A 14883-nucleotide genomic window follows, 5' to 3' on the forward strand; every position below is an offset into this window, starting at 1 on the left:
AATTATTAACGGAATTTAAAGATAATACGAGATTGAAAATAAGAAGGTATTGGTCTGCCTCTGTGTTGAGCTGGTATAAACTTAGGAAGTTTTTGAACTGCAAGAATAGTCTCTTTACGAGCATATTCAGTAGTACCTCTACAACTAAGTACTTTCACAGATCCATCAGTGTTTACACAAAATTGAATAACAGCTTCACCTGCATCCTCAAAAGGTCTTTCAAGATGTACTACCGATTGTAAATGCTTGTTATAGTATTCATTAAAACACTTATCTTCTTCAGATTCAGGAACTGCTTTACATTCTATAAATCTAACTTTTCGAGTAATCAATGGATAGTTACAAGCTACCATTTCAGATACTTCAAAAACAGAAGAATCAACTATAATATTATTAGACATTTTATCTTTTAATTGAGCATAATTTTTAAGACTCAAAAAACAACAACATAAACATATAAAGATTCTCATAGTAAAACATTTTTTAAAACTATGAACAAGGAATATGCCAAGAATTACACAATCATAAAGGAGAATATATGTACGAAAAAGTTGAAGCTATTGTAATATCAAACTTAAAATACAGTGATAACAGTCTCATTGTAAAGTGTTTTACTAAAACGCTTGGCACACGTAGTTATCTACAGCAAGGTATACTTTCTGTTAAAAAGAACAGCCAAACCATAGCACTTTTTCAACCTTTTACTCTCTTAGAGCTCGTTGCTACTCATAAGAGTAATGGTTCCTTAGGGCATATCAAAGAAGCAAAAGTAACTACCCCTTATCTCACTCTTCACACCGATATATACAAGAGTACTGTAAGCTTATTCCTCTCTGAAGTATGTGCTCATATATGTACCTCCGAAGCTCCTGATATAGAACTTTTTAACTACTTAGAAGAAAAACTCATCTATTTAGACCGCAATAATTTTTCGGCTAATTTTCATTTAAAATTCTTGCTTGACCTCAGCAAATATCTTGGTTTTTACCCCGATGATAGCGATTCATACCTTCCTTTTTTCAGTTTAGAAGAAGGCCATTTTACAACTACTGAAAATAATACAGCGGTTATTTCAGGAAATGCTCTTTCCTTGTTCAAAACACTTTTAGAAACAGATTATCCAACTCTAAATCAAATTAGAACTAACAAAAACGAACGCAATGCCTTATTGTATCTATTGCTAAAATACTACGAATGGCACTTTCCTAATTTTAAGAAAATAAAATCATTAGAAGTATTACAAGTACTTTTTTAAAATTCTTATCTGCGTTGATTTATAGATCTTTACAATAGACTATAAAAAGTTTGTATCACTAAAAAATTGTCAGTTTGTAAAAAAGTAGTACTTTTGGAAAATTTTTAGTTTAAAGATTAAAACAATGAATGCAGAATCGCTTGCTATCAATAATATAGAAACTGAAGTAACTTTTACCAAAAAACCTGAATGGATACGCGTAAAGCTCCCTACTGGAAAAAAATACACCGAATTGAGAAGCGTGGTAGATCGCTATAATCTTCACACTATCTGTACTTCAGGTAGTTGCCCTAATATGGGAGAATGCTGGGGAGAAGGTACTGCTACCTTTATGATTTTAGGAAATATTTGTACTCGTTCTTGTGGATTTTGTGGTGTAAAAACTGGACGTCCTGAAAGTTTAGACTGGGAAGAACCTGAAAAAGTAGCACGCTCTATCAAGTTGATGAATATCAAGCACGCCGTACTCACTTCAGTAGATCGTGATGATTTAAAAGATATGGGAAGCATCATTTGGGCAGAAACCGTAAGAGCAGTACGCCGTATGAATCCTAATACTACTATGGAAACCCTCATCCCTGATTTTCAAGGAGTAGAACGTAATTTAAACCGCATTTTAGATGCTGCACCTGAAATTATCTCTCACAATATGGAAACTGTACGCCGATTAACGCGTGAGGTACGCATTCAAGCTAAGTATGACCGTAGTTTAGGAGTATTGCGCTATTTAAAAGAAAACGGCGCTAATCGTACCAAATCAGGAATTATGTTAGGGTTAGGAGAAAAAGAAGAAGAAGTGATAGAAACCCTTCATGACTTAAAAGAAGCTAAAGTAGATATTGTAACTATAGGTCAATATTTGCAACCCTCTAAAAAACACTTACCTGTGAAACGATTTATAACTCCTGAACAATTTGCTAAATACAAAGAAATAGGCTTAGAATTAGGATTCCGCCACATAGAGAGTGGAGCATTAGTTCGCTCGTCCTACCGTGCTCATAAACACTTATTATAATAATAGGTAATGATACAAACAAAAAAGGCTGCCCCATTGAAAGGACAGCCTTTTGTTTATAATAATAACATATTCTCCTATGCGAGCATTGTTACAGGGTTCTCAATGTATGTTTTGAGAGTTTGTAAAAATTGAGCACCTGTAGCACCATCAATAGTACGGTGGTCACAAGCAAGGGTTACTTGCATAGTGTGACCTACTACTATTTGTCCGTTTTTCACTACAGGCTTCTCAACAATTGCACCTACTGAAAGAATAGCTGAGTTAGGCTGATTGATAATAGAAGTAAATACATCTACACCAAACATACCTAAGTTAGACACAGTGAATGTGCTACCTTCCATTTCGGCAGGAGTCAATTTTTTGTTGCGTGCCTTACCAGCCAAGTCTTTTACCAAAGCACCTATTTGAGTAAGCGTTAAAGTATCCGTAAACTTGATAACAGGTACTACCAAGCCATCTTCAATAGCCACAGCCACCCCTACATTCACGTGCTTGTTGTAAAGGGTTGTATCGCCTTTCCAAGAAGTATTTACTTGAGGGTGTTTTTTAAGTGCCATTGCGCAGGCTTTCACTACCATATCGTTAAAAGATATTTTGGTGTCTGGTAAATTGTTGATTTGAGCACGAGATTCCATCGCGTTATCCATATCAATTTCTATTGCCAAATAGTAGTGAGGTGCAGTGAATTTAGACTCTGCCAAACGTTTCGCAATCGTTTTGCGCATTTGTGAGTTCTTCACTTCCTCAGTTACTTCTACACCTACAGGAATTACTGTTGGGATAGCTGGATTTGCTGAAGCTGTAGCAGGAGCTGCTGTCGCTTTAGCACTTGGAGTAAAGTTTTCTACGTCTTTCTTCACAATACGTCCGTTTTCACCTGTTCCTTTCACCTCAGTAAGGTTAATACCTTTATCTTGAGCAATTTTCTTAGCCAAAGGTGAAGCAAACACACGGTCGTTAGCATTAACTACTGGAGCAGCTGCTGGAGCTACTGTTTCAGTAGGTTTGCTTTCGGATTTAGGAGCTGCTGCTGGAGCACTACTCCCTCCTTGTAATGCAGCTAATACTGCATTCACATCAGTACCTGCAGGGCCTATAATAGCCAACAATGAATCCACTGAAGCACTTTCTCCTTCTTTTAGACCTATATACAATAAGGTTCCTGAGTAGAAAGATTCAAATTCCATTGTAGCTTTATCAGTTTCAATTTCAGCTAAAATATCGCCTTCTTTTACTGTATCTCCTACTTTTTTAAGCCAAGAAGCTACAGTACCTTCTGTCATTGTATCGCTGAGTCGAGGCATTGTTACCACCTCTACACCTGCAGGCATAGCAACACCTGCAGCGGGAGTATTAGTTACCTCAGCAACAGGTTTTGCTTCTTCAGCTTTAGGAGCTGCTGCAGGAGCTCCACCTCCAATAAGTGCTGAGATATCTTCACCTTCTTTACCTATGATAGCCAAAAGTGTATCTACTTTGGCTCCTTCACCTTCTTGTAACCCTATATATAATAAGGTACCTGAGTGAAATGATTCAAACTCCATTGTAGCTTTATCAGTCTCAATTTCAGCTAAAATGTCGCCTTCGTTTACTTTATCGCCTACTTTTTTAAGCCACTTTGCAACAACACCTTCTTCCATAGTGTCGCTCAGGCGTGGCATAGTAATAATTTCTGCCATTTATGTTCTTGTATTTAATTAGTGTTTTTAGTTTATTTAAAGTCTACTTGGCAAGAAAGGATAATTTTCTTGTTCGTAAACCACATCGTACATAATGTGTTTTTCTGGATAAGGTGATTCTTCAGCGAATTTTTCACACTCTGCCACACGTTCTTTTACACGTTCATCGATAGCTTCTAATTCAGCATCGGTAGCGTATTTTTTCTCTTTGATAACAGCAAGTACATTTGTGATAGGATCTTGTTTTTTGTACTCTTCTACCTCTTCTTTAGTACGGTAGTGTTGTGCATCCGACATAGAGTGACCTCGATAACGATATGTACGGATATCAAGTAAAGTAGGACCATCGCCACGGCGAGCTCGTTCTATAGCTTCGTATACAGCTTCTGCTACGGTTTCAGGGTGCATACCATCTACCTCTTGGCTGGGCATTTCATAACCCAAACCAAGTTTCCAAATATTTACGTGGTTTGCAGTTCTTTCTACGGAAGTACCCATTGCATAGTGGTTGTTTTCTACGATGAAAACTACTGGCAATTTCCACAACATTGCCAAGTTAAGTGTTTCGTGGAAAGCTCCTTGTCGCACGGCACCATCTCCCATAAAAGTAAGAGTTACTGCTTCACGATTGAAGTATTTATCGGCAAAAGCTAAACCTGCTCCAAGAGCAATTTGTCCTCCTACGATACCGTGTCCACCATAAAAGCGGTGCTCTTTAGAAAAGATGTGCATAGAACCTCCTAAACCGTGAGAAGTACCTGTGCCTTTACCGTACAACTCAGCCATAATACGTTTAGGGTCTACGCCCAAACCTATAGGATGCACGTGGCAACGGTAAGAAGTAATCATCTTGTCTTTGGTCAAATCCATTGCATGGAGGCAACCAGCAGCTACAGCTTCTTGTCCATTGTAGAGATGCAAGAAACCTCTTACTTTTTGTTGGATATAAACTGCGGCGAGTTTATCTTCAAATTTTCTCCAAAAAAGCATATCCTCGTACCATTTTAGGTACACTTCTTTATCAAATTTTTTCATTTGTTAATGTATATAAAAGTCTATTCGTTTTAAAAATATTTGCAAAGGTGCAAAAAAAAAATAACGTAACCAAAAAATATTTAAAAAAAATTTATACCTTTGTCCCATTAATTCAAATTTATAAACTTAATGAAGATAAAATTAACTTCCGCACTTTTGTTATTGATGACGATGATTTCTTGTAAATCAACGACTACCAATGAGGAGGGGAGTACTGCTAACTACGAAATAGTTCCAGCTCCCGAAATGATTACCACCCTTCAAGCTGATGCCGATAAACCCTTCGTTCTTACAGCTGATACTAAGCTTACTTATCCTGAAAATGATGCTGCTTTGCAACAGTACGCTGGGTTCCTGCAAGAGTACATCAAAAAACAGGCAGGAATAGAAGTGAAAGTAGCTCCTAACCAAAACAACGAAACTAACACTATTTCTCTATCACAAAACTACTCTAACGACAACAAAGAGGCTTACCAAGTAACAATTACTGCTAACAATATTACTATAAACGGAGCTTCTAAAGCTGGCACTTTCTATGGAATACAATTTTTGAGAAAATCAATCCCTGTACAAAAAGTAAATAAAATAACTTTCCCCGCTAAAAAAATCACCGATAAACCTTACTTTGCTTATCGCGGTGCTCATTTAGACAGCGCTCGCCACTTCTTTTCTGCGGACTCTGTGCGCATCTATATAGATATGCTTGCTCTTCACAATATCAACAAATTCCATTGGCATCTCACTGATGACCAAGGTTGGCGTTTTGAATCTAAAAAATATCCTGAACTCACTGTGGTAGGTAGTACCCGTAGCCAAACGATGTTAGGTAAAGAATGGAATAAGTTCGACGGCAAACCACACGGTGGTTTTTATACCCAACAAGAGATGAAAGAGCTTGTAAAATACGCTGCCGATCGCAATATTACTATCATCCCTGAAATCGATCTCCCTGGTCACATGGTAGCTGTTTTGGCAACTTATCCAAAATTAGGCTGCACTGGAGGTCCCTACAAAGTGAGAGAAACTTGGGGGGTTGCTGAAGATGTACTTTGTGCAGGTAACGACGAAACGTACGATTTTATCAAAAATATATTGGAAGAAGTAACCGATATATTTCCTTCTGAATACATTCATATCGGGGGAGATGAATGCCCTAAAAACAGTTGGAAAAAATGTCCTAAATGTCAAGCTAAAATAAAAGCTTTAGGTATCAAAGGCGACACAAAACACACTGCTGAAGAATATTTACAAAGCCACGTAATCAGCTTTGCTGAAGAAGTGTTAGCTAAAAAAGGGCGCAAGATGATTGGCTGGGACGAAATTCTCGAAGGTGGTTTAGCTCCTAATGCTACAGTGATGTCTTGGAGAGGTATTGGCGGTGCTATTGAAGCTGCTAAATCTAACCACGATGCGATTATGACCCCTATGTCTTTCTGCTATTTCGATTACTATCAAACTGATAAAACTGATAAAGAACCTCTTGCTATAGGTAATTATCTTCCTGTAGAACGTGTATATTCTTTCAATCCTTATCCTGAAGCTCTGAATAAAGAGCAGCTAAAACATATTTTAGGAGTGCAAGCTAATATTTGGACAGAGTATATCAAAACTTTCAAACACGTTGAATATATGGCTTTGCCACGTATGGCTGCTTTAGCTGAAGTTCAATGGGTAGATCCTGCTAAACCTAAAGATTATCAAGGATTTTTACAACGCTTAATGCGCTTACTTCCTATCTATGATGTTGAAGGTTACACTTATGCTAAACATATTTTTGATCTTCGTGCAGAAGTAAAACCTGGTGTAGATGAAATCAATGTTACTCTCTCTTGTTTGCAAGATACTCCTATTTATTATACTACCGATGGTAGTGAGCCCTCTAAAAATTCTAATATATACAAAGAACCTTTAAAACTCACTCAAAATACAAATTTGAAAGCCAAAGTATTTGGCAAAGAAGGTGAAAGTGAGTTTAATCAAGAGTTCTTTTTTAATAAAGCAACTGTACGTCCTATAGAGTTTTTGAGCAAACCCACTCAAAACTATGCTTATAATGGTGCTATTACCTTAGTAGATGGAAGAAAAGGAGGTACAAACTCTCGTTCTAGTGAATGGTTAGGTTTTAGTGAAGCTCCTTGTGAAGTACTTATTACCTTAAAAGATAATACTTTAGTAAAAGAAGTGAGTTTCAATGCTTTCATTGAAACTGGTGATTGGATTTATCCTCCTACTAATTTTGAAGTATGGGGCTCTAAGGATGGTAAAAACTACGTGTTACTAGGCAAAGAAAGTTACGATCTACCTAAAGAACATTTTAAAGAAATAAAAACTTATACTCTATCTTTTCCTGAAAAAGAAGTTACTTATCTAAAAGTAAAAATCAATGAAGTAAACAAGATTCCTGCTTTTCACGAAGGTGCTGCAGGCAAACCTGGTTTCCTTTTTATTGATGAAATACAAGTAAACTAAGTTTTTTATACTCATAAAAAGAAGCTGTCTGAATAGTTTTTAGGCAGCTTTTCTTTTTGTCACAAACAATCAAACTCTATAATTTTTCCCAAAAACCCAAAAAAACACCAACTTTACTTTCGTAACGGCACAATATTTGTACAATAGATAAACACTAAAAATAATTTATACTATGGAACAAAGAACATCTGTAGATATCAGTCAGATAAACGAAAAAATTGAGCGTGAAAGCGTATTCATTGATGCTCTCACCAATGAAATGAATAAAGTAATTGTAGGGCAAAAGCATATGGTTAACGCCCTACTTATTGGTTTATTAGGTAAAGGGCATATCCTTTTAGAAGGAGTACCTGGATTAGCCAAAACGCTTTCTATCAACACTCTTGCTAAATCAGTACACGGGTCATTTAGCCGTATTCAGTTCACTCCCGATTTGCTACCTGCCGATGTGATAGGTACAATGACCTACAACATCAAACAAAATGAATTCTCCATTAAAAAAGGCCCTATCTTCGCAAATTTTGTCTTAGCCGACGAAATCAACCGTGCTCCTGCTAAAGTACAATCTGCCCTATTAGAGGCTATGCAAGAGCGACAAGTAACCATAGGTGACTCCACTTTTAAACTCGATGCTCCTTTTATGGTAATGGCTACTCAAAACCCTGTAGAGCAAGAAGGTACTTACCCACTCCCTGAAGCCCAAGTAGACCGTTTTATGCTCAAAACAGTTATCGACTATCCTAAATTAGACGAGGAACAACAGATTATGCGCGATAATCTTAGCAATAGTTATGCTGTAGTGAATCAAACGGTGAGTTTAGAGCAAATTCTCAAAGCTCAAACAACAGTACGTGAAGTGTATATGGATGAAAAAATTGAAAAATACATCTTAAACATCATTTTTGCAACTCGTTATCCTGAAAAGTATAATTTAGCTGAACTTAAGCCTCTTATTAGCTTTGGAGCATCACCTCGTGGTAGTATCAATTTAGCTATGGCTGCTAAATGTTATGCTTTCATCAAACGTCGTGGTTATGTAATTCCTGAAGATGTACGAGCTGTAGTGTTCGATGTATTGCGCCATCGTATTGGCATCACCTACGAAGCAGAGGCTGAGAATATTACCTCAGTAGAGATGATTCACAAAATAGTAAATACAATAGAAGTGCCTTAAAAGTTAAATATCAAGAATTATAAATGGCATACACATTAAAAATCAGTATTGAAGGCTCAAGAAAGCCTATAATATGGCGACGTGTGAAAGTGAATAATAACATCACTTTTGAAACACTACATTATATCATTCAAACCCTTTTCAACTGGGACAATGCGCATTTATATCAATTTTACAAATTTCCGAAAAACGACTCTCGTTTGTTTATCAAAACTGAAAAGGATATGGAGTTTGGGAGAGAAATGGGCTTTGTAGGTAATGAGGATGAGGACGATAACTTCGACCCTAATGACCCTATGTCTGTTTTCTTGCACTCACACCGAGATATTTACAAACTGGTGAACAAGCCCCTCCTTTCTGATATATTAAAAAAAGAAAAGGATTATATTATCTATGAGTATGATTTTGGTGATTCGTGGGAACACAAAATTGTGTTAGAAGCTATTGATGATGAAACTCTTATCTACCCTATATGCATCAAAGGAAAAGGTAAAACTCCCCCTGAAGATTGCGGCGGTATTTGGGGTTACCAAGCAATGCTTGAAGTACTTAAAGCTGGTAAACCTAAAACTGAAGTAAAAAATTACAAGGAATGGCTCTCTTTCTGTGGTTACAGCTTCCCTTGGGACGAAAATGAGTTTGATATCAATGCCATCAATGAAACTCTCATTATTGATGCTCAAAATAATTACGAAGATTTTCAGTTGGACTTTCAATAATCCCTAACTACATAATTGCTAATTAATTTTGGATACTAAAGAATTATTAAAAAAAGTACGCAAGATAGAGATAAAAACGCGTAAACTCTCCGATAATATCTTCGGAGGGGAATATCACTCTACTTTTAAAGGTCGTGGTATGACTTTCAGTGAAGTTCGCCCCTATCAATTTGGTGACGACATTCGCAATATCGATTGGAATGTGACAGCTCGCTACAACGAGCCTTTCGTAAAAGTATTTGAAGAAGAACGCGAACTTACCCTTATGTTGATGATAGATGTGAGTGGTAGTGAGCTCTTTGGTACCGAACAGCAATTCAAAAGTGAACTCATCACTGAAATAGCAGCTACTTTAGCTTTTTCTGCCCTACAAAACAACGACAAAACAGGTTTGATTCTCTTCTCCGACCAAATAGAACTGTATATACCCCCTAAAAAAGGAAAATCTCACGTATTACGTATTATCAGAGAACTTATAGAGTTTCAACCCAAAAGTTTAAGAACAAATATTTCTGAGGCTCTACAATTTCTCAGCAGAGTGAGCAAGAAAAAAGCTATTGTGTTTATGCTCTCCGATTTTATGGACAAAGGTTATGAGAAACCTATACAAATAGCCGCTAAAAAGCACGATATTACAGGGATTCGAATTTACGACAAAAAAGAAACTGAATTACCTAATTTAGGCTACATAATGGTAAAAGATGCTGAAACAGGAACATTGATGCGTGTCAACACCTCTTCAGCTGCTGTGCGAAATGAGTACACCAAACAATATCGTGAAACGGTGAACTACTTTGAAGCTCTTTGGCAGAAATCGGGTGCTGGTGTAGTGAGTTGTAGAGACGATGAGAGTTACACCCAAAAACTATTAGGATACTTCAAAAATAGGAGTTAGGATTTAGAAAGATAAAGGACTAAAAAATGAAACGAATATTATATTTCATATTAATATTATTTGTATTGCCTACTCTTCACGCACAAGAAGTGAAAGTAGCAACTAGTACAAAAAACATAAAGATAGGAGAACAAATAGAGTATAAAATATCCATACAAGCTCCTGCCGATGCAGTCGTGGTATTCCCTGAAGGTCAAACTTTTGGAGCTTTGGAAATGGTAAAAACTAATCCTACCGATACCTTAAAAGAGAAAGGTAAATTCCGTTTGGAAAAAGCCTATTACCTCACTCAATTCGACGAGGGTAAATACACCATCCCACAACAAAAAATACAGATTAGCCATAAAGATTTTTATACTGATTCACTACTCGTAGAAGTACATAATGTAGCCGTAGATACGCTCAAACAGCCTTTATATGACGCTAAACCTATTGCCGAAGTAACCTCTCCCTCCTCTTCTCACCTTTGGTTATGGATTGTTTTAGGTATAGTTGCTTTTCTTTTAACTGCTGCCGCTTTATACTTTTTTGTATTTCGCAAGAAAAAACTATCTGCTGAAGAAGAACGTAAAAAACTACCTCCTTTTGAACGCGCTATTCAGGATTTAAAAGATTTACAGAACTCCAAATACCTTATAGAATCACAACATAAAGCCTATTACACACGCCTTACGGATATTGTAAAAGAATATTTGGAAGACGAGGTACATATTTTAGCTAAAGAAAGTACTACTGATGAACTCTTAGCTAAAATCAACAACTTACAAAAAACTGGAAAATTATACTTATCGACAGAAACTATCAATAATCTCAAACGTGTATTACAAAATGCCGATTTAGTGAAGTTTGCTAAGAGCAAACCTTCAGATAACAACGCTGAATACGACCGTGAAACTATTGAAAATGTAGTCATTAAAACTAAAGAAGCTATCCCTATTGTAGAAACAGAAGCTGAAACAAATCAAATAGCAGAAGAAGCGAAGGTTACACGCCCTAATAGAAAATTAAGTCGTTGGCAGAAACGCTTAATTATTGGTCTATGTTCATTAGTATTATTTCTCATTTTTATATTTGGCTACAATAAGATACGATTAAAATATTTCAGTATATATGCTCAATATAATAAAGTGGAGTGGGTAACAAGTGATTATGGCTATCCTATTACCGAGCTTACTACCCCCGAAGTACTCATTCGCAAGCAAATAGTAGATATAGTTGAGTATAAATCGATTATAGACAAACAATACACTTTCTATTACGGTAGTCTCAATTCACCACTCTATATAATGACTAATATCATTACCTTCAAGAAAGATGCCCAAAATACAGCATCTCAGCAAGAAGGACAAGACGGTGGACTTACTTTAGACCCCAAAAAAGTGAATGAAATTGTACTTTCACAATTGGATAAAGCCAAAGCAAAAAACATCACTACCTTAACGGAAGAATATACTTCTCCGAATGGAGCTAAGGGTATGAAAGTATTTGGTAAAATGAGTATCCCTAATGAAAAAGGTAAGTATTTTAATGCTTCGTATGAGCTCTATAGTTTTACTGAAAACAATGCACTCCAACAAGTACTTATTACCTACATCAACGAACCTAATGCTAATAAAATAGCTCAAAGGGTCATCAATTCTATAGTTTTTAAAACAGAATAATATGCTTAAAAATATTACATTTGCCAATCCTCAGTTCTTTTGGTTGCTGTTAGTTTTACCGCTAATGGTAGCTTGGTATGTGTATTGGAATAAAAAATCTAAACCAAATGTTACACTATCGTCTACCATCGCTTTTAGAAAGATAAGTTCGTGGAAGGATTACTTATACCATTCTCTTTTTGCTTTGCGTCTATTAGCCGTTGCCTTAATTACTATAGCTTTAGCACGCCCTCAAACACATTCTGAAAATGCACAAACTAAAATTACTGATGGGATAGATATTGTGATGGCAATAGATGTTTCATCAAGTATGCTTTCTCAAGACTTGAAACCTAACCGCTTTGAAGCCTTGAAAAAAGTAGCCTCTCAGTTTGTTAAAGATCGTCCTAATGACCGCATTGGATTGGTAGTATACGCTGGAGAAAGCTATACCAAAACACCTGTAACTACCGATAAGAGTATCATTCTTAACTCATTAGCTGAACTTACTTATGGACAAGTAGAAGATGGAACTGCTATAGGTATGGGGTTAGCAACTGCTGTAAATCGACTCAAAGAGAGCAAAGCTAAAAGTAGAGTGATTATCCTCCTTACCGATGGGGTAAACAACACTGGGGTAATCGACCCGCTTATCGCTGCCGAATTAGCTGCCGAATATGGTATCAAAGTATATACCGTAGGTATTGGTACTAATGGTATGGCGCTTTCGCCTTACGCTCTCAACCCCGATGGTAGCATAATGTACCGAATGCTACAAGTAGAAATAGATGAATCGTTGATGAAAAAAATTGCACAAATAACTCACGGACGTTATTTCCGCGCTACTAACAACCAAAAACTCCAACAAATTTACGACGAAATCAACAAATTAGAAACCTCTAAAATTGAAGAGTTTAAATACACTGAAGTAGACGAAAAATTCCGCTTATTAGTAATCATTGCTACTGTTCTATTGTTACTTGAATTCCTTTTAAAACACACTGTTTTTAGGAATGAAATATAATACAAATGAAAAAAAAAGAAAAAGTAAAATTCATCATTGATACACTTGAAAGTATCTATCCTGAAATCACTATACCTCTACAGCACAAAGACCCTTATACCTTACTAATAGCCGTACTCTTATCGGCTCAAACTACCGATGCACGGGTGAACCAAATCACGCCTATTCTATTTAGCAAAGCGGACAATCCGTATGATATGGTACTACTTTCGGTAGACGAAATACAGGAAATTATCAAACCCTTAGGGCTTGCCCCTATGAAATCTAAAGGTATTCACGGGCTTTCCCAAATACTCATAGACAAATACAACGGTGAAGTTCCTCAAACCTTTGAGGCTTTAGAGGCTCTCCCCTCAGTAGGACATAAAACTGCTAGTGTTGTTCTTGCACAAGCCTTTGGCATTCCGACCTTCCCTGTTGATACCCATATACACCGACTGATGCACCGCTGGAAGCTTTCCGACGGTAGTTCGGTAGTGCAAACGGAGAAAGATGCTAAACGACTCTTCCCCAAAGAAAAATGGAACAAACTGCACGTGCAAATCATCTTGTACGGGCGCGAATACAGTCCGGCGAGAGGCTGGAATATGGAAAAAGATATTATAACCAAAACCATTATACAATCGAAAAAATGAATTTACAACAGCGAGACGAAAAACATTTGTGGCACCCGTATACCCAACATCAAACGGCTGCCAAACCTATCGGAATTGTGAAAGGAAAAGATGCTCTCCTTTGGGACGAGGACGGCAAAGAATACATAGATGCCATTGCCAGTTGGTGGGTAAACCCCTATGGGCATAGCAACGAGCGATTAGCCCAAGCTGCCTACAAACAACTCACCCAATTAGAGCACGTGCTCTTTGGTGTCTTTACACACCGACCTGCGGTAGAGCTTGCTGAAAAGCTTATCAGTATCCTGCCTAAAAACCAACAGAAAGTATTCTTCTCGGACAACGGTTCGACAGCAGTGGAAGTAGGTATCAAAATGGCGTTACAGTACTTTTTCAATAAAGGCGAGAAACGCTTTACGGTAATTGCTTTTGAAGATGCATTTCACGGAGATACCTTTGCCGCTATGGCAGCTTCGGGTATTTCATTCTTTACTGATGCTTTTAAAGAACACTTGTTAAAAGTAGTGCGCATACCGTTACCCAAAAAAGGAAGCGATGAAGCTGCTAAAAAACTAAAAAAAGTGATTGCCGAACATCACCCTGCCGCCTTTATATTTGAAGCCTTAGTACAAGGAGCCTCAGGAATGCAAATCTATGAACCTGAAGCCTTAGACGAATTGATTCATATCGCACAAGAAAATGGCGTGATTACCATTGCCGATGAGGTAATGACAGGCTTTGGGCGTACAGGGCGCACTTTTGCTTCGGACTATCTCACTCATAAACCCGATATTATGTGCTTATCGAAAGCTCTTACAGGAGGAACAATTCCGTTGGCGGTAACTACTGCTACCCAAGAGATATTCGACGGTTTTTACAGTGAAGACGTGAACAAAGCTCTTTTCCACGGACATACCTTTACAGCAAACCCCACGGGCTGTGCGATTGCCTTAGAAGCTATTCGCATATTGGAAAGTGACGAAATGCAAGCCAACTTAAAACGTATTGCACGCCGTCATCAGGAGTTTTTAGCCCGTATTGCGAAATATCCATCGGTAGAGAATGCACGTACCTTAGGTGTTATTTTGGCATTCGACCTCAAAACCTCTCAAAATACTGACTACTACGTCTCATTCAGGGATAAACTGGACAACTTCTTTATCTCAGAAGGCGTAATACTGCGTCCGGTGGGAAATATTATCTACATTTTGCCCCCTTACATCATTACAGATGCTCAATTAGACCGAGTGTACGATGTTTTAGAAGAAGCGATACAGAAGTTTTCTGATTTGTAAAAAACAAAACCTTGCCAAATATTTGATTATCTCTCCACAAGATATATATCTTTAGCAAGGTCATTT

13 protein-coding genes are annotated in these 14883 nt (G+C 37.3%); 10 read left to right on the forward strand and 3 right to left on the reverse strand.

Annotated elements, in window-relative coordinates; genetic code table 11:
* Positions 1–5 precede the first annotated feature (5 nt).
* Complete coding sequence (locus HMPREF9073_RS01065) at positions 6–470, reverse strand: energy transducer TonB (RefSeq protein WP_034555051.1); 465 nt, start codon at positions 468–470, stop codon at positions 6–8.
* 68 nt (positions 471–538) lie between these two features.
* Here HMPREF9073_RS01065 and recO point away from each other — a divergent pair, with 68 nt between their 5' ends.
* A complete protein-coding gene (recO, locus tag HMPREF9073_RS01070; protein WP_009412124.1) occupies positions 539–1255 on the forward strand; it encodes a DNA repair protein RecO in 717 nt (238 codons plus the stop codon).
* 124 nt (positions 1256–1379) lie between these two features.
* Entirely contained in the window at positions 1380–2270 is an 891-nt protein-coding gene (lipA, locus tag HMPREF9073_RS01075; protein ID WP_009412125.1) for a lipoyl synthase, read from the forward strand.
* Between the two features lie 77 nt (positions 2271–2347).
* Here lipA and HMPREF9073_RS01080 read toward each other — a convergent pair whose 3' ends face one another.
* Positions 2348–3952, reverse strand: coding sequence for a pyruvate dehydrogenase complex dihydrolipoamide acetyltransferase (locus tag HMPREF9073_RS01080; RefSeq protein WP_009412126.1), 1605 nt, complete (start codon positions 3950–3952; stop codon positions 2348–2350).
* 36 nt (positions 3953–3988) lie between these two features.
* Positions 3989–4987: a pyruvate dehydrogenase (acetyl-transferring) E1 component subunit alpha gene (gene pdhA / locus HMPREF9073_RS01085; protein ID WP_009412127.1), complete on the reverse strand. Its 999-nt coding sequence runs from the start codon at positions 4985–4987 to the stop codon at positions 3989–3991.
* A 129-nt stretch (positions 4988–5116) separates the two neighbouring features.
* Here pdhA and HMPREF9073_RS01090 point away from each other — a divergent pair, with 129 nt between their 5' ends.
* The 8 genes from HMPREF9073_RS01090 to bioA all read left to right on the forward strand — a co-directional run bounded on the left by HMPREF9073_RS01090 (position 5117) and on the right by bioA (position 14817).
* Positions 5117–7456, forward strand: coding sequence for a family 20 glycosylhydrolase (locus HMPREF9073_RS01090; protein ID WP_009412128.1), 2340 nt, complete (start codon positions 5117–5119; stop codon positions 7454–7456).
* Positions 7457–7628: 172 nt separating this feature from the next.
* Positions 7629–8630, forward strand: coding sequence for a MoxR family ATPase (locus HMPREF9073_RS01095; RefSeq protein WP_009412129.1), 1002 nt, complete (start codon positions 7629–7631; stop codon positions 8628–8630).
* Positions 8631–8653: 23 nt separating this feature from the next.
* Positions 8654–9349: a plasmid pRiA4b ORF-3 family protein gene (locus HMPREF9073_RS01100; RefSeq protein ID WP_009412130.1), complete on the forward strand. Its 696-nt coding sequence runs from the start codon at positions 8654–8656 to the stop codon at positions 9347–9349.
* A 28-nt stretch (positions 9350–9377) separates the two neighbouring features.
* Entirely contained in the window at positions 9378–10244 is an 867-nt protein-coding gene (locus tag HMPREF9073_RS01105) for a DUF58 domain-containing protein (RefSeq protein ID WP_009412131.1), read from the forward strand.
* Positions 10245–10270: 26 nt separating this feature from the next.
* Positions 10271–11905: a hypothetical protein gene (locus HMPREF9073_RS01110; protein WP_009412132.1), complete on the forward strand. Its 1635-nt coding sequence runs from the start codon at positions 10271–10273 to the stop codon at positions 11903–11905.
* Position 11906: 1 nt separating this feature from the next.
* A complete protein-coding gene (locus tag HMPREF9073_RS01115; protein ID WP_009412133.1) occupies positions 11907–12908 on the forward strand; it encodes a VWA domain-containing protein in 1002 nt (333 codons plus the stop codon).
* Between the two features lie 5 nt (positions 12909–12913).
* Positions 12914–13543: an endonuclease III gene (nth, locus tag HMPREF9073_RS01120; RefSeq protein ID WP_009412134.1), complete on the forward strand. Its 630-nt coding sequence runs from the start codon at positions 12914–12916 to the stop codon at positions 13541–13543.
* Positions 13540–14817 carry an adenosylmethionine--8-amino-7-oxononanoate transaminase gene (gene bioA, locus HMPREF9073_RS01125; RefSeq protein WP_009412135.1) on the forward strand — a complete coding sequence of 426 codons (1278 nt, stop codon included), beginning with the start codon at positions 13540–13542 and terminating at the stop codon, positions 14815–14817. The genes nth and bioA overlap by 4 nt, the downstream gene beginning before the upstream one ends.
* Positions 14818–14883 lie beyond the last annotated feature (66 nt).

This window comes from Capnocytophaga sp. oral taxon 326 str. F0382 (genome assembly GCF_000318295.1).
Lineage (GTDB): Bacteria > Bacteroidota > Bacteroidia > Flavobacteriales > Flavobacteriaceae > Capnocytophaga > Capnocytophaga periodontitidis.